Origin of the sequence: Xanthobacter sediminis, from assembly GCF_043195015.1 — a bacterium.
Lineage (GTDB): Bacteria > Pseudomonadota > Alphaproteobacteria > Rhizobiales > Xanthobacteraceae > Xanthobacter.
Genome location: NZ_JBAFWH010000001.1, coordinates 210,264 through 232,162 on the forward strand (window position 1 = coordinate 210,264; position 21,899 = coordinate 232,162).

Below are 21,899 nucleotides of genomic sequence, written 5' to 3' on the forward strand. Positions count from 1 at the left end.
GGGCGGGGCAGGCTCGCGCAAGCCTCGGCTGTGCATAGTTTGCCTAGCGGAGGCGTATCCCCGCCAATCCCCACCGGACAAGCTCGGGAGCTGACGTGTCGTCGAATCTCTACGTGGCCCTGTCGGCGCAAATGGCTGCGGACAAGCGTCTCGCTACCGTGGCCAACAATCTTGCCAACATGAACACGCCGGGGTACCGGGCCGAGCAGGTGCGCTTTGCGGAATTGCTCTCGCAGACGACCGCGGACAAGACCTCCTACGTGTCCGAGGGCGAGACCTTCACCTCCCTGCGGCCCGGCGCGATCTCGCAGACGGGCAACCCGCTGGACCTCGCGGTCGACGGTGGCGGCTGGTTCGCGGTGCGGACCGATGCCGGGGTTGGCTACACACGCGACGGCCGGCTGCGCATGACCGCCGATGGCGCCCTGCAGACCATGAGCGGGCGCGCCATGCTCGATGCCGGCGGCGCGCCGCTGATGGTCGATCCCAACGGCGGCGCGGTGCGGGTGGGGGCGGATGGTTCCATCTACCAGAATGGGCAGGTGGCCGGGCGAGTCGGCATCTATTCCATGCCCACGGGCGCCAACCTGACGCGCTATGACGGCTCCACCATGACCACCGACATGCCGCCGGCCCTGATCCAGGACTTCACCCGCAACAAGGTGCTCCAGGGCTATGTGGAGGGTGCCAACGTGGATCCGGTGATGGAGATGACCCGTCTCATTACCTTGCAGCGCGCTTTCGAGCAGGCGGCCAATGCCGTCTCCCAGAACGAGGATCTCACCACCAGCGCCATCAGGCAGCTGGGTCCGTCGAGCTGATTTGGCGCGGCGTCTTGCATGGGGCACCGAGGCATGAACGCGCTTGAGCAGCTTGCTGCTGCAGTGGAGGCGGGGCGGGAGGAGTGCCCGCCCGTGCGCGTGGGTGGCGTGGTGCGCCAGGTAACGCCGACTCATTTCGAGGTGTCCGGCCTTTCCCACGTGCTGCGGCTGGGAGAGCGCGTTGGGGTCGAGAGCGATGGCGCGATGCGGCTCGGCGAGGTGGTGCGCATCGACGGCTCGGCGGCCGTGGTGAAGCCATACGACGGCAATATGCAGGTGGGGCTGGGCGAGCGGGCCTATCGCGTGGGTCCGCTCATGCTTTACCCCAGTGCGCAATGGCGCGGACGTGTCATGAACGCGCTCGGCCAGCCGCTGGATGGGCGCGGGCCTTTGCCGCGCGGGCCGCAGGCCATGCCGCTGGATCGGGATCCGCCGCCGGCGATGGCGCGGGCGCGGGTGGAGAAGCCGCTGCGCACCGGAGTGCGCGCCGTGGATATCTTCACGCCCCTGTGCCAGGGCCAGCGCATGGGCATCTTCGCCGGCTCCGGCGTCGGCAAATCCACTCTGCTCTCCATGCTGGCGGGCTGCACCGGTTTCGATACGGTGGTGGTGGCGCTGGTGGGCGAGCGCGGGCGCGAGGTGCGCGAGTTCCTCGAAGGCCCCCTGGCGCCCAACAAGGATCGCTCGGTCGTGGTGGTCTCCACCTCCGACGAGAGCCCGATGATGCGGCGCATGGCGCCACAGGCGGCGCTGGCGGTGGCCGAGCATTTTCGCGATGCCGGCGAAAGCGTGCTGCTGATCGTCGATTCGGTAACTCGCTATGCCCATGCCGCGCGCGACGTGGCGCTGGCGGCGGGCGAGCCAGCGGTGGCCCGCGGCTATGCGCCGAGCGTGTTTTCCACCCTGCCAAAGCTGCTGGAGCGGGCCGGGCCGGGTGAGGAGGGTACTGGCTCCATCACTGGCGTGTTCTCGGTGCTGGTGGATGGCGACGACCACAACGACCCGGTGGCCGATGCTATCCGCGGCACCCTTGATGGCCACATCGTGCTCGACCGGGCGATTGCAGACCAGGGGCGTTTCCCTGCCATCAACGTTTTGCGCTCCATCTCGCGCCTGTCGGGCCTGGTCTGGAACGAGGGCGAGCAGGAACTGGTGCGGCGGCTGCGGGCCATGATTGCCCGCTTCGAGGACACGCGCGACCTGAGGCTCATGGGTGGCTACCAGGCCGGCAGCGACCCGGATCTGGACCAGTCCATCGCGGCCGTGCCCCGCATCTACGATGCGCTGCGGCAGGGGCCGGGCGGGCAGCCGAGCCGCGACCCGTTCGCAGATCTGGCCGCGGCGCTGCGGGCATGATTCCGGCAGCCTCGCACAAGCCATTTCGAGTCAAATGTCTCAACATGGGTCGCCTGACGCGGCCGCTGCCCTCGGGAGCCTAGCGAAATGAGCCTTTACGGTATGATGCGCACCAGCGTGTCCGGCATGGGCGCGCAGTCGAATCTCCTCAGCACGGTCGGCGACAACATCGCCAACGCGAGCACAACCGGCTACAAGGCGGCCGACGCCGAGTTCTCCTCGGTCATGCTCCAGTCGCAGGCTGGCAGCGGCGATTACCAGTCCGGCTCGGTGAAGACCACGGTTCGCTATGCCATCGACGCGCGGGGCGCGCTCGACTACGTGGGCAAGAGCAACACCGACCTCGCCATCCAGGGCAACGGCTTCTTCCTGGTCACGGATACCTCGGGCCAGATCGCCATGACGCGTGCTGGCGACTTCCGGAAGGACGCGTCCACGGGCAATCTGGTGAACGGGGCGGGCTACACCCTCATGGGCTATCCGGTGCCGAGCACCGGTGCTGGCGGTACCGCCGCGCTCGTGCCGGTGAACATCAACAACGCGACCGTCACCGCCGCGGCGACCACGACCGGCGTGTTCTCCGCCAACCTGCCGATTTCGGCCACCAGCACCACCGACCCCTATGTGGTGTCGAAGACTGTCTATGACGCGGTCGGCTCGGAGCGGACGGTCAACCTTTCCTTCCAGAAGACGGCCAACACCGGCGAGTGGACGGTGACCGTGAGTGGCGACGTGACCACGACCACCGCCACCCTTCAGTTCGACAGCTCCGGTAATCTGACCACCACTCCGGCGACGCTGTCGATTCCTGTGGTGAATTCGCAGGACCCGACCGTCACCACGACCATGTCGCTCGACCTGTCTGGCATGACGCAGAAGGACATGGGCTTCACGATTCTCACGAATACGGAGGACGGCACCCCGGCCTCGGTGCTCTCTGACGTGTCCATCGATACCGATGGCACCGTCTATGCGGTGAACGCCAATGGCGACAAGTTCGCGATCTTCACCATCCCGCTCGGCTATGTCTCGAGCCCGAACAACCTTACGCCGCTCACCGGCAACGCCTACACCACCAACACCAAGTCCGGCGCCCTGCAGATCGCCAGTGCGGAGGAGAACGGGCAGGGGTCGGTGATTTCTGGCGCGACCGAGAATTCGACCGTGGACACCGCCAACGAGCTGACCACCATGATCGTGGCGCAGCGCGACTATACGGCGAACTCCAAGGTGTTCCAGACTGGCGCTGAGCTTCTCGATGTGCTCATGAACCTCAAGCGTTGATCGAAGAAGTTTTCGGGGGTCCGTCATGAGCTTGAGCACCGCCTTCAATACCGCCCGGACGTCGCTCCAGACGACGTCCACGCGGCTGTCGGTGTCGGCGACCAACATCGCCGCGGCGGACAACACTTCCGCGTCCAGGAAGATCGCTGTCGTCACGACCGCGAGCGACGGCAGCACGCGGGTGGTGAACATCACGCGGGCCTCCGATTCTGCTTTGTTCGACCGGATGCTGTCGTCGACCTCGTCGAGCGCCCAGCTTTCGGCCATCAACGACGGCCTCACGGCGTTGCACGAGACCGTTGGCGATACGCAGAGCGAATCGTCGCCGGCGGCTCTTCTTGGCGCCTTCTCCACCGCGCTGTCGGCCTCGGCGAATGCGCCTGACGATCAGGCGCTCGCCGGTGCTGCGGTGAGCGCGGCGCAGGATCTCGCGCAGTCCCTCAATGACGCGACGGTCACCGTTCAGCAGGTGCGTGCGGATGCCGACACCGGCATCGCCACCTCGGTCGCCCACGTGAACGAGCTGCTGACGAAGTTCCAGGTTGCAAACGATGCCGTGGTGAAGGGCACCGCCACCGGCGCGGATGTGACCGGCTCCCTCGACGAGCGCGATGCCATCCTCGCGCAGCTGTCGCAGGAGATGGGGATCTCTACCCTCACCCGCGCCAACAACGACGTAGCCATCTATACCGACAGCGGCGTCACTCTGTTCGACAAGTCGGCGCGGACGGTGAGCTTCTCGGCCACGCCCTCATTCGACCCCTCGACCTCCGGCAATGCGGTCTACGTGGACGGTGTCGCGGTGGCGGGGCCCGGCGCCAGCACCTCGATGGCGCTGAAGTCGGGTGCCATCGTCGGTTATGCCACGCTGCGCGACGACGTCGCCGTCACCTATCAGTCCCAGCTCGATGCGGTGGCGGAGGGGCTTGTCGACGCCTTCAAGGAAACGGACCAGACCGGCGGCGGCCAGCCGGCGCTGAATGGCCTTTTCACCGTGGTGACTGGCGCCAGCACCGGTTCCGGTGTCGCCGGGCGCATCATGGTGAACGCGGCAGCCATCCCCAGCGAAGGGGGGTCGGTGTTTGCGCTGCGCGACGGCGGTATGAACGGCGCTGCTTACGTCTACAACACCAATTCCGAGGCCAGCTACGCCACACGCCTGAGCAGCCTCGTGAGCAATCTGGCCGCACCGCGAACCTACGCGGCGAGCACACAGCTTCAGAGTGACACGTCCCTCGCGGCTTTCGCATCGGGTTCCGTGAGTTGGCTTGAAGGCCAGCGTTCGGCGACCTCTACCAAGCTTGATGCGCAGAGCGCGGTTCTTTCGCAGACTTCGACCGCCCTTTCGTCGGCCACCGGTGTCAACCTCGACAACGAGTATGCGCTTCAACTCGAATTGGAGCGTAGCTACACTGCGTCGTCGAAGCTGATCGGCGTGGTGGACAATCTCTATAATCAGTTGTTCAGTGTGATTGGGTGACGCCGATGAAGAGCTCCTACATCTCCACCTTGTCCTGGACGACGAGCGCGCTGAGCACCATGTCGCGTCTTCAGGGCGAGATTTCGAAGACCACGACGGAAGTTGCCACCGGCCGCCACGCGGACGTGGGGCTGACTCTCGGCCTCAAGACGGGTCAAAGCGTTTCGCTCTACGCCACAAAGGCAGCCATCGAGGCGCAGCAGAAGAGCAACACCTTCTCCTCCACCGTCGTGAAGGGGTCGCAGACGGTGCTGTCGCAGGTGCTGACCAACAGCAACAGCTTTTTGCAGGATCTCATTACCGCTACGTCTTCAAGCGGAGACACGAAGAGCGTGGCTTCGCAGGCGGAAGGTGCTCTGTCGACTTTGATCGATAATTTGAATACATCCGATGGTCAGCGGTACCTGTTCGCGGGTACGAACAGCTCAGTCGCGCCGATGGTGTCGTACGATAGCGGGCCGGAGGCGGCGGTTAAGTCGGCTTTCGCCACCGCGTTCGGCCTGAATCCGACTGATCCTGCCTCGGATCCCGCCGTCGCCAACATCACAGCCGATCAGATGAATACGTTCCTGGATGGGGCATTCGCGGATCTGTTCGCGGATCCCGCATGGGGCGCGACGTGGTCGAATGCCTCCGATCAGCCGCTGACCAGTCAGGTGTCCACCACCCAGCGGGCGAACATTTCCACGACGACGAACACCGATGCCGTCCGCAACCTCACCATGGCGCTTACCATGGTGTCGAAGCTAGGGCTGACCGGCATGGCAGCGGAGACGCAGCAGGCGGTCATCGGCAAGGCAACTACCCTGACCGGCGCGGCGATATCTCAGATCACCGCAGAGAGCGCCAGCCTGGGTGTTACGCAGAGTCGTATTTCCCAGTCGAATGAAGTGCTTTCGAGCGCGAATACGCTCGTGGAGTCGAAGATTACCTCGCTGGAAGGTGTCGATACAGCCGAGGCCAAGACCAGGCTCGACAATATGACGACGCAGCTGCAGATGTCTTATTCAACAACCGCGAAGCTGATGCAGCTGTCCCTTCTCAATTACGTTTGATCCCACGCAAGAGGGTCGCCATGTACAAATTTGCTTATGCGGAAATCCTCGACGAGGCCGGAACCGCTGGACGAGACCGCGAACGCATGGCGTTCGATCAGGCGATCGACATGGTGCTTCAGGCGAAGGCCGGCACGCCAAACGCGCCGGAACTGCGCTCAGCTCTGCTCGACATGCAGAAGCTTTGGCGCTTCTTCATCGCCGATCTCGCGGATTCCCAGAACGAGTTGCCGCAGGCGTTGAGGGTTAATCTCGCGTCACTCGGTCTCTGGATTATTCAGGAGGCGGATCGGATCCTTGTTGATCCGTCGAGGGACGTTTCCCTTCTGATCGATGTCAACCGCACCATCAGGGACGGGCTGAAATGAACAAGCCGATGCATATCTCGTTGAAGGCCGGCGAGCGGATCTATCTCAATGGCGCAGTGTTCTGTGCGGACCGCAAGGTCACGCTGGAGCTTCTGAATGACGCGGTGTTCCTCATGGAAGGCCATGTGATGCAGGAGCAGGACACGACGACGCCGCTGCGGCAGCTCTACTATATCGTTCAGTCCGTGCTGATGAGTCCTGTGAGCGCGGAGGAGGCTCGGCGTCTGGCAGTGAACCACCTCACGGCGGTGATGCTCGCTTATTCCAATCAAGAGATGCTGGCGCACCTGAAAGCGGTGGATGGGCTCCTTCGCGAAGACCGCTGCTTTGAGGTTCTGCGTCAGCTGCGCCAGCTGTTCGAGCTGGAAGATGCCATCATCGGCGGGGCGGCCACGGCGCAATACGAAGTGGCCTGAGATGATCCCGCGCGATCTTCATCGTTCACATGCAGCGGTGGGAAGGATGTCGCTATGACCACTGTCTCGAGCACCACCAGCACGACGAGCACTTCCTCCACGACGGGTTCGTCGTCGGCGGCGTCTGCGACAACGGTGGACTATAACGCCTTTCTGAAGCTTCTCGTGGCGCAGCTTCAGAACCAGGACCCGACGAATCCCATGGATTCGACGGCTTATCTGTCGCAGCTTGCCTCCTTTTCGCAGGTGGAGCAGCAGATCACGACCAACAGCAAGCTTGACGCGATGTTCACAGCTTCGGCCTTGCAGACGGCGGATTCGGCCATCGGCAAGACCCTCACTTCAGCCGACGGGACTGTGTCGGGGACTGTGTCCTCGGTGCAGATCACCAGTGACGGGGTGGTGGCGACGCTAAGCAGCGGCAAGACCGTGACCATCGAGTCCGGCGTGAAGCTGAGCGGATCGTGAACGAAGCGGACGCGCTTGACCTCGTCAATAGTGCCATCTGGACGGTGCTGGTTGCCGCCGGGCCGTCCGTGGCGGTTGCGATGGCGGTCGGGCTGTTCGTGGCGCTGTTCCAGGCATTGACGCAAATCCAGGAAATGACGTTGACGTTCATTCCGAAGATTTTGGCGGTGTTGGCGGTGGCGGCGCTCACGGCGTCTTTCATGGGGTCGCACATCATGGCCTTCACCGAGGAGGTCTATGCGCGTATCGCGACCGGCTACTAGCGGTTAGGGCTTTGGTCCGGATCGCTCGTAGGCTGGGTTTTGCGTTTGATTTTTCTTCGCCGGCGCGAACAGGTGCTTATCTCGCGCAAGGGTGTTCCAGAGGCCCCGGTGCCGGGCGGAGCTTGATCGCATGGCCGATATCCCCGCTTCAAATGCTACGGAGGTCCGGTCTCGTCGCGATATCGGGTTTGCCATGGGGATCGTGGCGATCCTCGGCGTGCTGTTCCTGCCGATTCCGCCGGTGCTCATCGACATCGGCCTCGCCATGTCGATCGCGCTGTCCGTGCTTATTCTCATGGTTGCGCTGTGGATCACGAAGCCGCTGGAATTCTCGGCTTTCCCTACGGTTCTGCTGATCGCGACGATGCTGCGTCTCGGCCTTGGTGTGGCCACTACGCGCCTCATTCTGTCCCATGGCAGTGACGGCGTGCACGCGGCGGGGAATATCATCGCGGGCTTCTCTCAGCTTGTCATGAGCGGTGACTTCGTCATCGGCATCGTGGTGTTCACCATCCTCATCACGGTGAACTTCCTCGTCATCACCAAGGGCGCGACCCGTATCGCCGAGGTGGGCGCGCGCTTCACCCTCGATGCCATCCCCGGCAAGCAGATGGCCATCGACGCCGACCTCAACGCAGGCCTCATCGACGACCGGGAGGCCCAGCGCCGTCGCGCTGAACTGGAAGAGGAAAGCGCCTTCTTCGGCTCCATGGACGGCGCATCGAAGTTCGTGCGCGGTGAGGCGGTGGCGAGCCTCATCATCATCGCCGTCAACATCTTCGGTGGCATCATCATCGGCGTCACGCGCCATGGCATGCCCATCGGGGATGCGGCCAACATTTTCACGCGCCTGTCCGTTGGCGACGGCCTCGTGGCGCAGATTCCGGCACTGATCGTCTCGCTCTCGGCGGGCCTGCTGGTGTCGAAGGGGGGCACGCGCGGGCGCGCAGAGGCGGCGGTGCTCGGCCAGCTCGGGGCTTATCCTCGCGCGCTGTTCGTGGCGGCGGGCCTCATGTTCTGCATGGCGGTGGTGCCCGGCCTGCCACTGCTGCCGTTCGCGCTGCTGGGCGGCATCATGGCTTTCGTGGGCTATTCCATCCCGAAGCAGCTTGCCAAGAAGCAGGCCATCGAGGCGGAGAAGGCGGAGGCGGAGCGCCAGCAAAAGGAGCGGGAGGCGCGCGAATCCGTGAAGGAGAGCCTGCGTACCCCGGAGATCGAGGTATGCGTGGGCAAGCAGCTCGCCGGCCAGGTGCTGCGCACGCCAACCGAGCTCACCAACCGCATCGGCAAGATGCGGCGCAAGTTTGCGGTACGCTACGGCTTCGTGGTGCCGGAGATCCGCATGAGCGAGAGCCTCCAGGTATCCACCAAGGGCTACCAGATCAAGATCCACGGCACGGTGGTGGCGGCGCAGGAGATGCGCATCGGCGAATCCCTGGTGGTGGTGGGCGACGGGCCAAAACCCGACGTGCCGGGCGAGGAGGTGCGCGAGCCGGCCTTCGGCATGAAGGCCGTGTGGGTCGCGGAGGCTTATGGTGCGGAGGTGAAGCGCGAGGGTTTCACGCCGGTGGACAACCTTACGGTCATCCTCACCCATTTGTCGGAGGTGATCGCCAACAACCTGCCGCAGCTTCTCTCCTACAAGGACATGCGTGGGCTGCTGGACCGGCTCGACCCGGAGTACAAGAAGCTCATCGATGACATCTGCCCCTCGCAGATCTCGTCTTCCGGCCTGCAGGCGGTGTTGAAGCTTTTGTTGGCGGAGCGCGTTTCCATCCGCAATCTCAACCTCATCCTGGAAGCGATCGCGGAGATCGTGCCCCATGCACGGCGATCCGAGCAGGTGGCCGAGCATGTGCGCATGCGCATGGCGCAACAGATCTGCGGCGACCTTTCGGAGAACGGCGTGCTGAGCGTGTTGCGCCTCGGCAGCAAGTGGGATCTCGCTTTCCACCAGAGCCTCAAGCGCGATGCCAAGGGCGAGGTGGTGGAGTTCGACATCGACCCGCGGCTGGTGGAACAGTTCGGAGCCGAGGCGGGCACAGCCATTCGGGAGCGTATGAAGGCCGGCGGCTCCTTCGTGCTCGTGACGGCTCCGGATGCGCGGCCCTATGTGCGCATGATCGTGGAACGCATGTTCCCGGCGCTGCCGGTTCTGTCGCATGTCGAGATCGCACGCGGCGTTGAGATCAAGTCGCTCGGAACCATCTCGTGAATGAGGCAGCGAGCCTCGCGGTGCTCGTCGCCGTGCTGGTTTTCTGCCGTATCGGCGCCTGCCTCATGATGCTGCCCGGCATCAGCGGCCGCAACATGCCCTCCCAGGTGCGCCTTTTCCTGGCGGTCGCGCTCAGTCTGGCGTTCGTGCCGGTGATGTACGGCACGGTCGCGCCCAGGGTAGCGCATGCCACGGTGGCAGGGCTTCTTGCGGCCATCTGCGCGGAGCTGCTCATGGGCGCGTTGCTGGGTTTCCTGGTGCGCATCTACATCGCGGCGTTGGAGACGCTGATGAACTTCGTTGCACAGGCGGTAGGTGTGGCGGGCATCGCGGGCATGTCGGTGGATGATGGCAACTCGCTGCCCTCGCTCGCAACGTTTTTCACGTTCTGCGCTGTCGCCCTCTTTTTTATCTCCGACCTGCACCTCGATCTGGTGCGGGGGTTGCTCGAAAGCTATCGTCGGCTGCCGCCTGGCGAGCTGTTCAGTTTCGGCGTGGCACTGGCCAACGTGGTGGACCAGTTCACGCAGAGCTTCGTGGTGGCGCTTCGCATCGCCAGCCCGTTCGTGCTCTATTCAGTCGGGATCAACATCGCGATCGGGCTCGTTAACAAGTTTACGCCGCAGATTGCGGTTTACTTCATCGCCACGCCCTTCCTCACGGCCGCTGGGCTGTTCCTGCTGTACATGACCGTATCGCAGCTGCTCACGCTGTTCATGATGGCATTCGGCACATGGCTGCGCTCGCAGTGAGGTGAACATGCAGGAGCGTCTGAAGAAGGCCGAGCGGATCCGTGCAGTGCGCGAGCAGCTCCAGCGCGCGGCGGAGTGGCGGCTGGCGGCGGTCACGCGCGAGCGTGAGTCGCTTGAGGAACAGCGCCGCTCGCTGCTGGCGACCCTTGCCGACGACCTGTTCGGCCCCCTGCTGCTGGAGCATACGGTGCGGCACCTGAACCGTGTGGCGGTCCAGGTCGACCAGGTGGAGGCTGCCCGGCAGGCGCAGGAGCAGCGGGTGAAGGAGGAAGCGCTGGCCGTGAAGCGCGCCGAGCACATGGAGGAGAATGCCCGCCGCGACGCCCATGCCGCGGAGGAACGCAGTCTCACCGCCGAGATCGCCGAGACGAGCGCGCTGCGGCCGCGGGATGCAAGCTTCACATAAGCATAGGGCTTCAGCATTAAGCAGTTCACGGTTTTACGGGAGCGGCCGTCATGGGTATCAGCCCGCCCACCGATCTTGTCGTCGATGTCATGAAGAACGCGGACACCTCGCGGGTCCGTCAGGTCGTGAACAAGCTGCAGGCATTGTCTGCCGGCGGTGCGGCCGAGTTCAGCGCGACAATGGTGAAGACGGGGACCTCGGGCGCGTCCTCGAATGCCGGTGTGGCAGACAAGGCTGACGGTGCCTCGCTGACCGACGACGAGCAGGCGCGCGCGCGCGCCCTCTCCATGATCCCTGCTGGCGTCGCCTTTTCCGGAACCAGCCTGACGACGCTGCGCAATGCCCACGCGCTCAGCGGCCGTTCCGTGGATCAGTTCGCGACCGCTCAGCCGCAGGCGGCGGCGCTGAAGAAGTTCGAGGGGATGGTGCTCTCCAAGTTCCTCGACACGATGATGCCCGCCACCAGCAGTGTGTTCGGCAAGGGCACCGCCGGATCGACTTGGAAGACCATGCTGACCGAGAAGATGGGAGAGGCCATCGCCAATGGCGGAGGCATCGGCATCGCTGCCAACCTCGCCCGCGCCGCCGCCCGCAGGTCCGGCGGAACGACCGGGGAGGGGTCATGAGCGTTTCCTCCCGCGATGCGGTAAGCCCCGCGATCGCTACTCTGCTGAGTGCCATTGATCACTTGGAAGAAACCCTCGACGAGGAGATTTCCGCATTCGAGGCACATGCGCCGTTTGATCTTGCGGAAGTCAATCGCCGCAAGAGTCGGTGTCTTTTGGAGCTCAGCCGTGCCGCTCGCGCCGTGCCGCCGGGCGGGGATCCTGAGCTTGCAGCCCGCGTGGTGGGCCTGAAAAAAAAGCTGGAACGCAACAGCTATCTCCTGTCCGTCCAGCTTTCGGCGGCACAAGAGGTCGCGGCCATTCTCGATCGCGCCATGCGCGAGGCGGAGTCTGACGGCACCTATTCCGCGGCCTTCGGCTACGGAGAGAAGCGGACATGATTCGCTTCATCATCATCGGCGTGTGGGTGTGTGTGGTGGCGCTGGCTTCGACCTATGCGGCGGCCTACTGGGTGACGGGCACAGAGCATGGCAAGGCGGATGAGTCCTATCTCTCCGGGCTCGAATATCGACGTCTCCCGGTGATCACGGTGCCGATGGTGATCGATGGCCAGGTCAAGGGCTATGTGCTTGCGAAATTGGTGTTTACGGCCGACGCCACCCTCTTGCGCAAGATGGCCGTGGATCCGAGCATCTTCGCGGTGAACGCGGCGTTTCAGGACATTTATGTGAATGGTCGCATCGAGAGTGGCAAGATGTCCAAGTACAACCTGCCGGAGATGTTGGAGCGCATCCGGCAGGCGACCAACGCGCGGCTGAACGGGGATGTGGTGCGCGAGGTGTTGGTGGACTCCCTGAATTATGTCGACAAGACTGACCTGCGCAGCGGCCCGCCGCCAGGCGCGGCGGATGGGGAGCGTCAGCGCAAATAGTATGCAGACATAAAATAAAAGGGGCGGGGGCAGATGAAGATCGCTGGGAAGATCCATTCCATCGTCGCGGTGCTGGGCGTGACGGCGGTGGCCATTTGCGTGGTGTCGATCATCGGGGTGCTGGCGGTGTCCAACGTCGCCGAGCGGCTTGATGCCGTGTGGCAGCGGGCGTTCCTGACGGAACGGCTCAGCAAGGATGTGGCTATGGCGACCGTGAACGTTCGCGGAACTTATATCGCCAAGTCCGACGCGGACATGCGCGTGGCCGTGAACGAGGCCGAAAAGACGTTTGCCCAGCTCAGCAATGACCTCAATGCCCTGAGGGGCGCCACGCCGCCCGAAGCCATCGGGGAAGTGCAGAAGCTTGGCGACGACATTCAGGCGTTCGTGGACCTCTGCCGGAGCATCATGCGTACGGTGCAGGCCGAGGGCCCGCAGGCGGCTGCCACCGCAGGCGGCGGCCTGGCCGCCAACGTTGCCGTTCGCACCGCGCTCCAGAAGAGTCTCGAGCGCGTGACATCGACGGTGCGCAACCAGCTCGAGCCGCTGCGCGAGGAGCAGGCGCAAACCCGCCGCTGGACGCTCACCATGCTGCTCGCCTTCACGGTGGTGGGGCTGCTGGCGGGCGTGGGCGTCGCCCTCTATATCGGCACGCTGAAGCTCAGCCGCCCGATTCAGCAGGTGTCGACCGCGATCCAGAACCTCGCTGCCGGCGACCTCGACGTCGCCCTCGCGCAGAAGCGCTCCAAGGACGAGATCGGCGATCTCTGGAATTCCACCGAGCGTCTGCGCGACGAGCTGCGCGCAGCCGAGGCCCTGCGAGGCGAGCAGCAGGTGGCCGCCGTCCGCTCCGGCGAGGAGAAACGGGCCACCATGCATCGGCTGGCTGAGGAGTTCGATCGCGCCGTGACCGGTGTCGTCCGCACGGTGTCAGACGCGGTGGGCGTGCTGGAGCGCAACGCGGGTTCCATGCGTGATTCGGCGGAGGAGACCTCTCGCCAGTCCACAGTTGTGGCCGCCGCCGCGGAGCAGGCCACCAGCAATGTGCAGACCGCAGCCTCGGCCGCTGAGGAACTTGCGGCTTCCGTGCGGGAGATTTCCAGCCAGGTGACTACCTCGGCCAAGGTGGCCCGCGAGGCGACCTCTCAGGCCAACGGCACGGTGGAAGTTGTGCGCGGGCTTGCCACCAGCGCCGGGCGCATTGGCCAGGTGGTGAACCTCATCACCGACATTGCCTCGCAGACCAACCTGCTCGCACTCAACGCCACCATCGAGGCGGCGCGGGCGGGGGATGCCGGCCGCGGCTTCGCCGTGGTGGCCCAGGAGGTCAAGAGCCTCGCGGAGCAGACCTCCAAGGCGACCGAGGAAATTTCCGGCCAGATCGGCGAGGTCCAGCGCGCCACCGATGAAGTAGTCCACGCCATCGAGGCGATCAGCGGCACCATCCGCAAGATCGATGAGATCTCGAACGCCATTGCTGCGGCCATCGAGGAGCAGGGCACGGCGACCGGCGAGATCGCGCAGAACGTGCATCAGGCAGCCCAGGGCACGCAGGAGGTTTCCGCGTCCATTTCCGGCGTGAGCAATGCGGCGGCGGATACGGGACGCGCTTCGGGCGACATCGTTAACGCGGCAAGCGACCTCTCGTCTCAGGCGACGCATTTGCGCAGTCAGGTCACGGCCTTTATCGAGAGAGTGCGCGCCGCCTGATCGGCGCGGATCTAGGGAATATGGCCCGCGCCGCGGGGGGCGGCGCGGGAAACCGGCAAAGAGCGGGCAGGCGCGACCTGTCTTCCCGGAGTTGAGGCGATGGACGACCTGTTGCAGGAGTTCCTGACGGAGACGAATGAAAGTCTCGACGTGGCCGACGTGGAGCTGGTCAAGTTCGAGCAGGATCCGAACAATGCGGAAATCCTGAACAACATCTTCCGCCTGGTGCACACCATCAAGGGCACCTGCGGCTTCATCGGCCTCTCGCGCCTTGCCACCCTGGCCCACGCCGCCGAAACCTTGATGGGCAAGTTTCGCGACGGCCGCCCGGTGACCTCCGAGGCGGTGAGCCTCGTGCTGGCCACCATCGATCGCATCAAGTGGATGCTGGGCGCCATCGAGGAGGCCAACGGACAGGAGCCGGAGGGCAATGACGCCGATCTGATCGGCGAACTCGAGGCCATGGCCAGCGCCGAAGTGCTTCCTCCGGAGCCGGAACCCGAGCCGGAGCCGCCGGTGTCGGTGGTGGAGGCCGCGCCCCAGCAGCTGGAGCGAGAGCTGCTTCCGGGCGAAATCTCCCTCGACGAGCTGGAGCGTCTCTTCCAGGAGACGAAGGTCGAGGTGCCGGTGCGTGGCAAGGACAAGACGAAGAAGGCGGCGTCCAAGCCGGCTGCTTCCGCGAAGTCCACCACAACCGCTAAGGCCGAGGCGTCCAAAGCCGACGCGTCGAAGGCCGAGGAAGCCCCGTCCGAGCCGGCGAAGTCTGAGGCCCCGAAAGCTGAAGGTGCGAAGTCTTCCGCGGGCAAGCCGGCGGGAGCCGATGCGGGCGGGTCTCAGCCGAAGGCGGAGGGTTCGGGCGCCGCACCCGTTGCTCCGTCCGGGACGGCCTCGGTGCCCGCGCCGGTCTCGGCGTCGGGCGCGGTCGCCGTGAAGGAGGCCCATCCGCCGGCCGCCCCTCAGGGTGCAGTGCCCCGCCCCAGCGGCGTGCCCACCGGGGCCGAGGAGGCGCATGCCTCCGCCCTTTCCGCCCAGACCATTCGCGTCAGCGTCGGCGTGCTGGAACAGCTCATGACCATGGTGTCGGAGCTGGTGCTGACCCGGAACCAGCTGATGGAGATCGCCCGGCGCGAGGGTGATTCGGAATACAAGGTTTCTCTGCAGCGCCTCTCTAACGTCACCGGCGAGCTGCAGGACGCCGTGATGCGCGCGCGTATGCAGCCCATCGGCAATGCGTGGCAGAAGCTGCCGCGTATCGTGCGCGACCTCGGCCAGGAGCTGGGCAAGCATATCGAACTGGAGCTGGTGGGCGCGGACACCGAGCTCGACCGGCAGGTGCTTGACCAGATCAAGGACCCGCTCACCCACATGGTGCGCAATTCTGCGGACCATGGCCTGGAGAGCGCCGAGGAGCGCCGCGCCGCCGGCAAGTCCGAGAAGGGCACGATCCGTCTGTCCGCCTATCACGAAGGCGGGCACGTGATCGTGGAGATCGCGGACGATGGGCGCGGCCTCAACGTGGCGCGCATCAAGTCCAAGATCGTGGAGAAGCGCCTGGCCACGGAGGCCGAGGTCGCGAAGATGACGGACGTTCAGGCGTTCCGCTACATCTTCCAGGCCGGCTTCTCCACTGCGGAGAAGGTGACGAGCGTGTCCGGCCGCGGCGTCGGCATGGATGTGGTGCGCACCAACATCGAGGCCATCGGCGGCACCATCGAGGTCCATTCCAAGGTTGGGCAGGGCTCCGCCTTCGTCATCAAGATCCCGCTGACGCTGGCTATCGTGCCCGCCCTCATCGTGCGCGCGGCGGAGGAACGCTTTGCCTTGCCGCAGAGCGCCGTGGTGGAGCTGGTGCGGGTGCAGCCCGGCACCGATCACGCCGTGACCTGGTTCAACGACGTGCCGGTGCTATGCCTGCGCGACAAGCTGCTGCCGATCGTCGCCCTGGGCTCGCTGCTCGGCCTTGCGACCGACGGCGACAGCAAGCGGAACGACCAGTGGACCGACGCCCTGATCGTGGTGCTGCGCGTGGGCGGTGAAACCTTCGGCGTGGTGGTGGATGCGGTCTCCCACACGGAGGAGATCGTGGTGAAGCCCATGTCCACCATCCTGCGGCAGGTGCCCATGGTTTCCGGCTGCACCATCCTGGGTGACGGACGTGTGATCATGATCGTCGACCCGGCGGGCCTTGCCCAGGGCGCGGCCGCCCGCGGCGCGGAGACGTCCGAGATGGAGCTCAAGGCGACCGAGGAAACCCACCACAAGGCGGTGGAGGAGCGCACGTCGCTGCTGCTGTTCCGCGCCGGCTCGCGCGAGCCGAAGGCGGTGCCGCTGGGCCTCGTCACCCGCATCGAGGAACTGGATGTGGCGGGCATCGAGCGGGTGAAGGGCTATCCGGTCATCCAGTATCGCGGTGCGCTCATCCCTGTGCTCTATGCCAACGAGGAAGTGGGACGCGTGAAGAGCGGCACCCAGCCCATGCTGGTGTTCTCGGCGGACGGCCGGGTCATGGGCCTCCTGGTGGACGAGATCGTGGACATCGTGGAGACGCCGCTCGACATGGAGCTCTCGCCTTCCGGCATGCCGGAGGTGCTGGGGGCGGCCGTGGTCGCCGGCCAGGCCACCGAAATCCTCGACGTGGGCTTCTACATCAATGTGGCCTTCGGCGAGCGGTTCGAGCAGCTCACGCGGGCAACCACCCGTCCGAAGCTGCTGCTGGTGGACGACAGCGCGTTCCACCGCGACCTGCTGGCGCCGGTGCTGAAGGGCAACGGCTACGATGTCACCACCTGCAGCTCGGCGCGCGAGGCGCTCGACCGCCTCAGCGACGAGCAGGATTTCGACGCCATCGTCAGCGACCTGGAGCTGCCGGACATGGACGGCTTCGCCCTGGCCGCCGCGGTGCGCGACGACCCGCGCAACCGCGACCTGCCCATCATCGCGGTCAGCGCGGCCCGCGACCGGGACACCATCGAGCGGGGGCGCGCGGCGGGCTTCACCGATTATGTCGCGCGCTATGACCGTGCCGGCCTCATCGAGGCCCTGAAGGAATTCGCCGGACGACAGGGAGCCGCCGCATGAGCGAGCATGTTCCAGCCCTGGTCGGTGCCTCCGTGGGCACCCATCAGCAGTACGTCACGGTCCGGATCGCCTCGCAGCTGTTCGGACTCCCCATCCAGATGGTGCACGAGGTGTTTGCGCCAGACGCCATCACCCGTGTTCCGTTGACGCCGCCCGCCATTGCCGGGGTGCTCAATCTGCGCGGGCGCATCGTCACCATGCTGAACATGCGTTCCCTGCTCGGCCTGCCGGCGGCGGAGGGCAAGGGCATGGCCGTGGGCATCGAGCACGACGGCGAGGCCTTCGGCCTGATGATCGACAATGTGGGCGAGGTGCTGGGGCTGGACTCCGCCAAGCGCGAGCCAAACCCCTCCAACCTCGATGCGCGCTGGGCGGCAGTCGCCGCTGGCGTCCACCGCCTTTCGGGTGAACTGATGCTGATCCTGAACGTCGATTCCGTGCTGCGCGGCGCGGGCACCGTGCGGCCGGCCCTGGCGGCCAGCTACTGACGTGACGGGCGGCCCCGCGTTGTGCCCGGCGAGGGGCGCGCGTGGGCCGGAGGAGTTGGTAATAATTGTCTGTCTTCGGTTTCGGTCCAGCCCGCGGGGGTGATCCCTGCGGGCCGCCGCGTGCTCCCGCCGGCGGGTGGGGGCGCTCTCGCTCGAAGACGCTCGGGGAGCTTCACGCATGAAGACCTGTCTCGTGGTGGATGATTCCGGCCTCGTGCGAAAGATCGCGCGGCGAATCCTGGAACGTCTCGGGTTCCAGGTGGAGGAGGCGGTGGACGGCCAGAATGCCATCGACACCTGCGCCAAGGCGATGCCGGACGTCATCCTGCTCGACTGGGAAATGCCCGTGGTCAGTGGGATCCAATTCCTGCGCATGCTCCGGGCGCGCGAAGGTGGGGATATCCCGAAGGTGATCTTCTGCACCAGCCTGAACGACATGGCCCATATCGCCGAGGCCCTGGAGGCCGGGGCGGACGAATACATCATGAAGCCGTTCGACGACGACATCCTGCATGAGAAGCTGGAAGCGGTGGGGATGGCGGAGAAGGATCTTCTGTGACTCCCGCTTCTTCTGCTCCCGAAACACCGTCCTCCGGCCCGACCATCCGGGTCATGGTGGTGGATGATTCCGTGTTCGTGCGGGGCATCGTCTCGCGCTGGCTCGCGGAGGATCCCACGCTCGAAGTGGTGGCGACCCATGCCAACGGGCGTCGCGCGGTCGATGACCTCGAGCGCTCCCGTCCCGATGTGGTCATCCTCGACCTCGAGATGCCCGAGATGGACGGGCTCACCGCCCTTCCGCTGATTCTGAAGCAGCGACCCGGAACCATGGTGGTGGTGGCTTCCACCCTCACGCGGCGGGGAGCGGAGGTGAGTCTGAAGGCGCTGACCCTGGGTGCCGCGGACTACCTGCCGAAGCCCGAGGCCGGTGCCGGCATGTTCAATGCTGACGACTTCAAGCGCGAGCTTCTCGCCAAAGTCCGCAGCCTTGGGACGAAGGCTCTGCGCAGGCGCGGCGCGAGCGATACGGCGCGGGCCACGGCGGCATCTGCGCCGCGGCCGGTGGCGCGCCCCGCACGCGCCACGTCCGGTGATGCGCCGGCACCGGCCGTTGCGTCTTCCACCTCTTCGACGGCGGCGCCCACGCGCCTTAGGCCTTATTCCATGGCGCCGGTGACGGTGCTGGCGGTGGGCAGCTCCACTGGGGGGCCGCAGGCGCTCACCCGGCTGTTCACGGAAATCGGTCCCCATCTCAAGCACATTCCGGTGTTCATCACCCAGCACATGCCGCCCACCTTCACGGCGATTCTCGCGGAGCATGTCGGCCGCGCCTCGGGCTTGCCGGCGGCGGAAGGAACGGATGGCGCGCAAGTGCTGCCCGGTCACATCTATGTGGCGCCGGGCGGGCTGCACATGCTGGTCGAGAAAGCGGCAGGCGGGCCGGTTATCCGGCTTTCGGACGCGCCTCCCGTTAATTTCTGTAAGCCGGCGGTGGACCCGATGTTCGGCGCCATTTCGGCAGTCTACCGGCAGAGCGTGCTCGCGGTGGTGCTGACGGGAATGGGGAGCGACGGGGCGAAAGGCTCCGGCGTGGTGGCGGATGCCGGTGGCAGCGTGATCGTTCAGGACGAGGAAACCAGCGTGGTGTGGGGCATGCCCGGCGCCACCGCCGCGGCCGGAAACGCCTGCGAGGTCTTGCCCCTGGATGGCATCGGCCGCAAGGTGATCCGCTTGGTGGAGGGGGGACGGCGGTGATCAGCGCATCGGACTATGAGTTTTTCGCGCGCTTCCTGAAGCAGAAATCGGGCCTGCTGCTCACCGACGACAAGCATTACCTGCTCGAAAGTCGCCTGATGCCGCTGCTGCGGAAGTTCGATCTTCCGGATTTCGCGCGCCTTGCGGCTGTGCTGAAGGATGGCTCCGCTTCCCTCATCGCTTCGGCGGTGGTGGAGGCGATGACCACCAACGAGACCCTTTTCTTCCGAGACAAGGCACCGTTCGAGGATTTTACACGCACCATGCTGCCGACGCTCTGCGCCGCGCGTCCGGCCGGGCACCGCCTGCGAATCTGGTGCGCGGCCGCCTCCAGCGGACAGGAGCCTTATTCCCTCGCCATCCTGCTGTTGGAAAATCCTGGCATTGTCGGTCGTCGCGAGGTGGAGATCATCGGCACCGATCTGTCGAACGACGTGCTCGAACGGGCTCGCGCGGGGCGCTACAACCAGTTCGAGGTGCAGCGCGGCATGAGTGTGCAGATGTTGATGAAGTATTTCACCAAGGCGGGCGACCTGTGGGAGGTAAAAGAAAACGTCCGCAAGATGGTGCAGTACCGCAAGTTCAACCTGCTCGATTCCTACGCCAGCATGGGCACCTTTGACATCGTCTTTTGCCGGAACGTTCTGATCTATTTCGATCCACCGACAAAGGCGGACATTCTCTCGCGCCTTTCGCGCGCACTCGCGCCGGATGGCTATCTCGTGCTCGGCGCGGCAGAGACGGTGATCGGCGTCGGCGATGCCTTTAAGCCTCTGCCGCAGCACCGCTGCACCTATGTGCCGAACGTGTCGACGTCGGAGAAGGCGTCGAAGACACCTTCGTTCGGGGCGCGGATCTGAATTGCGGATTTAGAGATCTTTCCGCCTAAATGGGCTTGCGGAAAGATCTCTAGGCCTCTGAATGAGGGCACTTTTTCGCAGCTTGGGGCCGGTTTTCTGCAACGTGCTTTAGAAGCAGGCCGCAGGGATAGGGGCGCGCCTGTATCAGTGTCTCCGCCGCCTATTACATTCGCAGCCGTGGCGCGCGCCTTAGCCTGCTGGTGGAAAGAGGCGCGTTAACTGAAGAGGCTGTCGATGTCGTCCTGAGAGACGACATTGGTGTCGTGGGAGAGGGCCGGGCCGTTCAGCAGTGCGGTGTCGCCTTCGCGCTGCTCCATCTGCTTGGCGCGCTCCACCAGTTCGGAGCCGCCCCAGATCTCCGTCATGCGTGTCACGCGCTCCTCAATGAAGACGAGGAGCTTGACCACCTTGCGGATGCGCTGGCCGGTGATGTCCTGGAAATTGCAGGCCTCGAACAGGCGCACCACCTCGTTCTGGATATTGCTCGCGAGTTCCAGGTCGCCCGCGGACAGGCGATCCACCAGCTTTTGCGACAGGTTGTCGATGGTTTCAGCAGCGGAAAGGATGGTCTCCGTAGCGCTTTCCGTGTCGTTCACCACGGCTTCAAGCTCGCTCGTCGCGTTGACGAGGCGCTCGCCGCGGGGGCCCTCCGCATGGATCGTCGCGATCTCGTGCCGGGTACTGCGAATGGCGTCCTGGATCGTCTCGATGCCGGACCACAGAACGCTGCGATCGCGCTCGCGGGCGAGGGCAGGATCGCGCTCCTGGAACTTGCGAATCTCTTCCCGGACCTCACCGAGCTGCGTCAGGATGCTATTGATCTGACTGTCGAATGTCGTCAGGGCATTCATCCCGTCGGCGTCGCCGCTGCCGTTACTTGTGGCGGTTTCGATGCGGAATGGACGACGCGCACCCGACATGCGACTCTCCCGGAACGCTGCACTAAGGACCGCCCGCTTCTATAAGGCGAATGCCGTCGCCCCGGAAGCCCCCGGCGCGGTGGACTGCAAGCTTCGTGCAAGCTCCTGATTGCACAAGGACTTTGGAGAGGGCAAAGTCGGCCCCTGGCGAAGAGTTGCCTGTCCGTTTGCGGAGTGTGAGATGGCGATTGATCTTTCGATGCCGGTCCTCGTGGTTGACGATTACAAAACGATGGTACGCATCATCCGCAATCTCCTGAAGCAGATTGGATTCGAGGACGTGGACGAGGCGGCCGACGGCACCGAGGCCCTGACCAAGCTGCGGGAACGCAAGTATGGCCTCGTGATTTCCGACTGGAACATGGAGCCGATGACGGGATACGAGCTGCTCAAGCAGGTGCGCGGCGACGACGCTCTGAGCGAGATCCCCTTCATTATGATCACCGCCGAGGCGAAGTCAGAAAATGTGATCGCGGCCAAGAAGGCCGGCGTGAACAACTATATCGTGAAGCCTTTCAATGCCCAGACCTTGAAGGGCAAGATCGATACGGTGTTCGAGGGCGCCTGATCCTGCGTGGGCTATTCTGGAGGCGGCGCGAAGCGCGCTTTCCCCTGAGGGAATTGCCGCGGCCGCGTCGCATTTTGTCGTGCGGATGCCTTCGATCATGTGCGCGCCGTGCTTCGGCGATGGCGGCTCAGGAATAAGG

General features: G+C 64.9%; 23 protein-coding genes. 22 read left to right on the forward strand and 1 reads right to left on the reverse strand.

Annotated features, from left to right (window positions below; all coding sequences use genetic code 11):
* The first annotated feature begins 95 nt into the window (after positions 1-95).
* From flgF to V5F61_RS00935, 21 genes are all read left to right on the forward strand, one after another.
* Positions 96-821: a flagellar basal-body rod protein FlgF gene (flgF, locus tag V5F61_RS00835; RefSeq protein WP_393986981.1), complete on the forward strand. Its 726-nt coding sequence runs from the start codon at positions 96-98 to the stop codon at positions 819-821.
* A 33-nt stretch (positions 822-854) separates the two neighbouring features.
* Positions 855-2,177, forward strand: coding sequence for a flagellar protein export ATPase FliI (gene fliI, locus V5F61_RS00840; protein ID WP_393986982.1), 1,323 nt, complete (start codon positions 855-857; stop codon positions 2,175-2,177).
* A gap of 87 nt (positions 2,178-2,264) precedes the next feature.
* Positions 2,265-3,461 carry a flagellar hook protein FlgE gene (locus V5F61_RS00845; RefSeq protein ID WP_393986983.1) on the forward strand — a complete coding sequence of 399 codons (1,197 nt, stop codon included), beginning with the start codon at positions 2,265-2,267 and terminating at the stop codon, positions 3,459-3,461.
* A gap of 25 nt (positions 3,462-3,486) precedes the next feature.
* Complete coding sequence (gene flgK, locus V5F61_RS00850; protein WP_393986984.1) at positions 3,487-4,941, forward strand: flagellar hook-associated protein FlgK; 1,455 nt, start codon at positions 3,487-3,489, stop codon at positions 4,939-4,941.
* Between the two features lie 5 nt (positions 4,942-4,946).
* Positions 4,947-5,996, forward strand: coding sequence for a flagellar hook-associated family protein (locus V5F61_RS00855; protein WP_393986985.1), 1,050 nt, complete (start codon positions 4,947-4,949; stop codon positions 5,994-5,996).
* Between the two features lie 20 nt (positions 5,997-6,016).
* Positions 6,017-6,364 carry a flagellar biosynthesis regulator FlaF gene (gene flaF, locus V5F61_RS00860; protein ID WP_393986986.1) on the forward strand — a complete coding sequence of 116 codons (348 nt, stop codon included), beginning with the start codon at positions 6,017-6,019 and terminating at the stop codon, positions 6,362-6,364.
* A gap of 8 nt (positions 6,365-6,372) precedes the next feature.
* Entirely contained in the window at positions 6,373-6,780 is a 408-nt protein-coding gene (gene flbT, locus V5F61_RS00865) for a flagellar biosynthesis repressor FlbT (RefSeq protein ID WP_393987123.1), read from the forward strand.
* Between the two features lie 54 nt (positions 6,781-6,834).
* A complete protein-coding gene (gene flgD, locus V5F61_RS00870) occupies positions 6,835-7,248 on the forward strand; it encodes a flagellar hook assembly protein FlgD (RefSeq protein ID WP_393986987.1) in 414 nt (137 codons plus the stop codon).
* A complete protein-coding gene (gene fliQ, locus V5F61_RS00875) occupies positions 7,245-7,511 on the forward strand; it encodes a flagellar biosynthesis protein FliQ (protein WP_393986988.1) in 267 nt (88 codons plus the stop codon). The genes flgD and fliQ overlap by 4 nt, the downstream gene beginning before the upstream one ends.
* A gap of 130 nt (positions 7,512-7,641) precedes the next feature.
* Positions 7,642-9,726, forward strand: coding sequence for a flagellar biosynthesis protein FlhA (gene flhA / locus V5F61_RS00880; protein ID WP_393986989.1), 2,085 nt, complete (start codon positions 7,642-7,644; stop codon positions 9,724-9,726).
* Complete coding sequence (locus V5F61_RS00885) at positions 9,723-10,478, forward strand: flagellar biosynthetic protein FliR (RefSeq protein ID WP_393986990.1); 756 nt, start codon at positions 9,723-9,725, stop codon at positions 10,476-10,478. The genes flhA and V5F61_RS00885 overlap by 4 nt, the downstream gene beginning before the upstream one ends.
* 7 nt (positions 10,479-10,485) lie before the next feature.
* On the forward strand, positions 10,486-10,884 hold the full coding sequence (locus tag V5F61_RS00890; RefSeq protein ID WP_393986991.1) for a hypothetical protein: 399 nt from the start codon (positions 10,486-10,488) through the stop codon (positions 10,882-10,884).
* Between the two features lie 50 nt (positions 10,885-10,934).
* Positions 10,935-11,510: a rod-binding protein gene (locus V5F61_RS00895; RefSeq protein WP_393986992.1), complete on the forward strand. Its 576-nt coding sequence runs from the start codon at positions 10,935-10,937 to the stop codon at positions 11,508-11,510.
* Positions 11,507-11,890, forward strand: a complete 384-nt coding sequence (locus tag V5F61_RS00900) for a hypothetical protein (RefSeq protein WP_393986993.1) — start codon at positions 11,507-11,509, stop codon at positions 11,888-11,890. Before V5F61_RS00895 ends, V5F61_RS00900 begins: the two co-directional genes overlap by 4 nt.
* The gene (locus tag V5F61_RS00905) at positions 11,887-12,381 is read left to right on the forward strand and encodes a hypothetical protein (RefSeq protein ID WP_393986994.1); all 495 of its coding nucleotides are present in this window, start codon (positions 11,887-11,889) and stop codon (positions 12,379-12,381) included. The genes V5F61_RS00900 and V5F61_RS00905 overlap by 4 nt, the downstream gene beginning before the upstream one ends.
* Before the next feature lie 33 nt (positions 12,382-12,414).
* Complete coding sequence (locus tag V5F61_RS00910) at positions 12,415-14,091, forward strand: methyl-accepting chemotaxis protein (RefSeq protein ID WP_393986995.1); 1,677 nt, start codon at positions 12,415-12,417, stop codon at positions 14,089-14,091.
* Between the two features lie 99 nt (positions 14,092-14,190).
* Positions 14,191-17,169, forward strand: a complete 2,979-nt coding sequence (locus V5F61_RS00915) for a hybrid sensor histidine kinase/response regulator (RefSeq protein ID WP_393986996.1) — start codon at positions 14,191-14,193, stop codon at positions 17,167-17,169.
* The gene (locus V5F61_RS00920; RefSeq protein WP_393986997.1) at positions 17,166-17,657 is read left to right on the forward strand and encodes a chemotaxis protein CheW; all 492 of its coding nucleotides are present in this window, start codon (positions 17,166-17,168) and stop codon (positions 17,655-17,657) included. The genes V5F61_RS00915 and V5F61_RS00920 overlap by 4 nt, the downstream gene beginning before the upstream one ends.
* Before the next feature lie 178 nt (positions 17,658-17,835).
* Positions 17,836-18,216, forward strand: a complete 381-nt coding sequence (locus tag V5F61_RS00925; protein ID WP_393986998.1) for a response regulator — start codon at positions 17,836-17,838, stop codon at positions 18,214-18,216.
* A 53-nt stretch (positions 18,217-18,269) separates the two neighbouring features.
* Positions 18,270-19,412: a protein-glutamate methylesterase/protein-glutamine glutaminase gene (locus V5F61_RS00930; protein WP_393987124.1), complete on the forward strand. Its 1,143-nt coding sequence runs from the start codon at positions 18,270-18,272 to the stop codon at positions 19,410-19,412.
* Complete coding sequence (locus V5F61_RS00935; RefSeq protein ID WP_393986999.1) at positions 19,409-20,272, forward strand: CheR family methyltransferase; 864 nt, start codon at positions 19,409-19,411, stop codon at positions 20,270-20,272. Before V5F61_RS00930 ends, V5F61_RS00935 begins: the two co-directional genes overlap by 4 nt.
* Positions 20,273-20,487: 215 nt before the next feature.
* Here the strand turns inward: V5F61_RS00935 and V5F61_RS00940 are convergent, their stop codons facing one another.
* Positions 20,488-21,192 carry a protein phosphatase CheZ gene (locus tag V5F61_RS00940; RefSeq protein ID WP_393987000.1) on the reverse strand — a complete coding sequence of 235 codons (705 nt, stop codon included), beginning with the start codon at positions 21,190-21,192 and terminating at the stop codon, positions 20,488-20,490.
* Between the two features lie 181 nt (positions 21,193-21,373).
* Here V5F61_RS00940 and V5F61_RS00945 point away from each other — a divergent pair, with 181 nt between their 5' ends.
* Entirely contained in the window at positions 21,374-21,760 is a 387-nt protein-coding gene (locus V5F61_RS00945) for a response regulator (RefSeq protein WP_393987001.1), read from the forward strand.
* The last annotated feature ends 139 nt before the right edge of the window (positions 21,761-21,899 follow it).

What these genes read in the sequence shown, in the direction of transcription:
- V5F61_RS00900 (WP_393986993.1), top strand. Translation starts at nt 11,507, where the DNA reads ATGAGCGTTTCCTCCCGCGATGCGGTAAGCCCCGCGATCGCTACTCTG.
- fliI (WP_393986982.1), top strand. Translation starts at nt 855, where the DNA reads ATGAACGCGCTTGAGCAGCTTGCTGCTGCAGTGGAGGCGGGGCGGGAG.
- flbT (WP_393987123.1), top strand. Translation starts at nt 6,373, where the DNA reads ATGCATATCTCGTTGAAGGCCGGCGAGCGGATCTATCTCAATGGCGCA.
- V5F61_RS00940 (WP_393987000.1), bottom strand. Translation starts at nt 21,192, where the DNA reads ATGTCGGGTGCGCGTCGTCCATTCCGCATCGAAACCGCCACAAGTAAC.
- flhA (WP_393986989.1), top strand. Translation starts at nt 7,642, where the DNA reads ATGGCCGATATCCCCGCTTCAAATGCTACGGAGGTCCGGTCTCGTCGC.
- V5F61_RS00915 (WP_393986996.1), top strand. Translation starts at nt 14,191, where the DNA reads ATGGACGACCTGTTGCAGGAGTTCCTGACGGAGACGAATGAAAGTCTC.
- V5F61_RS00910 (WP_393986995.1), top strand. Translation starts at nt 12,415, where the DNA reads ATGAAGATCGCTGGGAAGATCCATTCCATCGTCGCGGTGCTGGGCGTG.
- flgK (WP_393986984.1), top strand. Translation starts at nt 3,487, where the DNA reads ATGAGCTTGAGCACCGCCTTCAATACCGCCCGGACGTCGCTCCAGACG.
- V5F61_RS00930 (WP_393987124.1), top strand. Translation starts at nt 18,270, where the DNA reads ATGGTGGTGGATGATTCCGTGTTCGTGCGGGGCATCGTCTCGCGCTGG.
- V5F61_RS00925 (WP_393986998.1), top strand. Translation starts at nt 17,836, where the DNA reads ATGAAGACCTGTCTCGTGGTGGATGATTCCGGCCTCGTGCGAAAGATC.
- V5F61_RS00945 (WP_393987001.1), top strand. Translation starts at nt 21,374, where the DNA reads ATGGCGATTGATCTTTCGATGCCGGTCCTCGTGGTTGACGATTACAAA.
- V5F61_RS00920 (WP_393986997.1), top strand. Translation starts at nt 17,166, where the DNA reads ATGAGCGAGCATGTTCCAGCCCTGGTCGGTGCCTCCGTGGGCACCCAT.
- V5F61_RS00905 (WP_393986994.1), top strand. Translation starts at nt 11,887, where the DNA reads ATGATTCGCTTCATCATCATCGGCGTGTGGGTGTGTGTGGTGGCGCTG.
- V5F61_RS00855 (WP_393986985.1), top strand. Translation starts at nt 4,947, where the DNA reads ATGAAGAGCTCCTACATCTCCACCTTGTCCTGGACGACGAGCGCGCTG.
- V5F61_RS00890 (WP_393986991.1), top strand. Translation starts at nt 10,486, where the DNA reads ATGCAGGAGCGTCTGAAGAAGGCCGAGCGGATCCGTGCAGTGCGCGAG.
- flaF (WP_393986986.1), top strand. Translation starts at nt 6,017, where the DNA reads ATGTACAAATTTGCTTATGCGGAAATCCTCGACGAGGCCGGAACCGCT.
- V5F61_RS00845 (WP_393986983.1), top strand. Translation starts at nt 2,265, where the DNA reads ATGAGCCTTTACGGTATGATGCGCACCAGCGTGTCCGGCATGGGCGCG.
- flgD (WP_393986987.1), top strand. Translation starts at nt 6,835, where the DNA reads ATGACCACTGTCTCGAGCACCACCAGCACGACGAGCACTTCCTCCACG.
- V5F61_RS00895 (WP_393986992.1), top strand. Translation starts at nt 10,935, where the DNA reads ATGGGTATCAGCCCGCCCACCGATCTTGTCGTCGATGTCATGAAGAAC.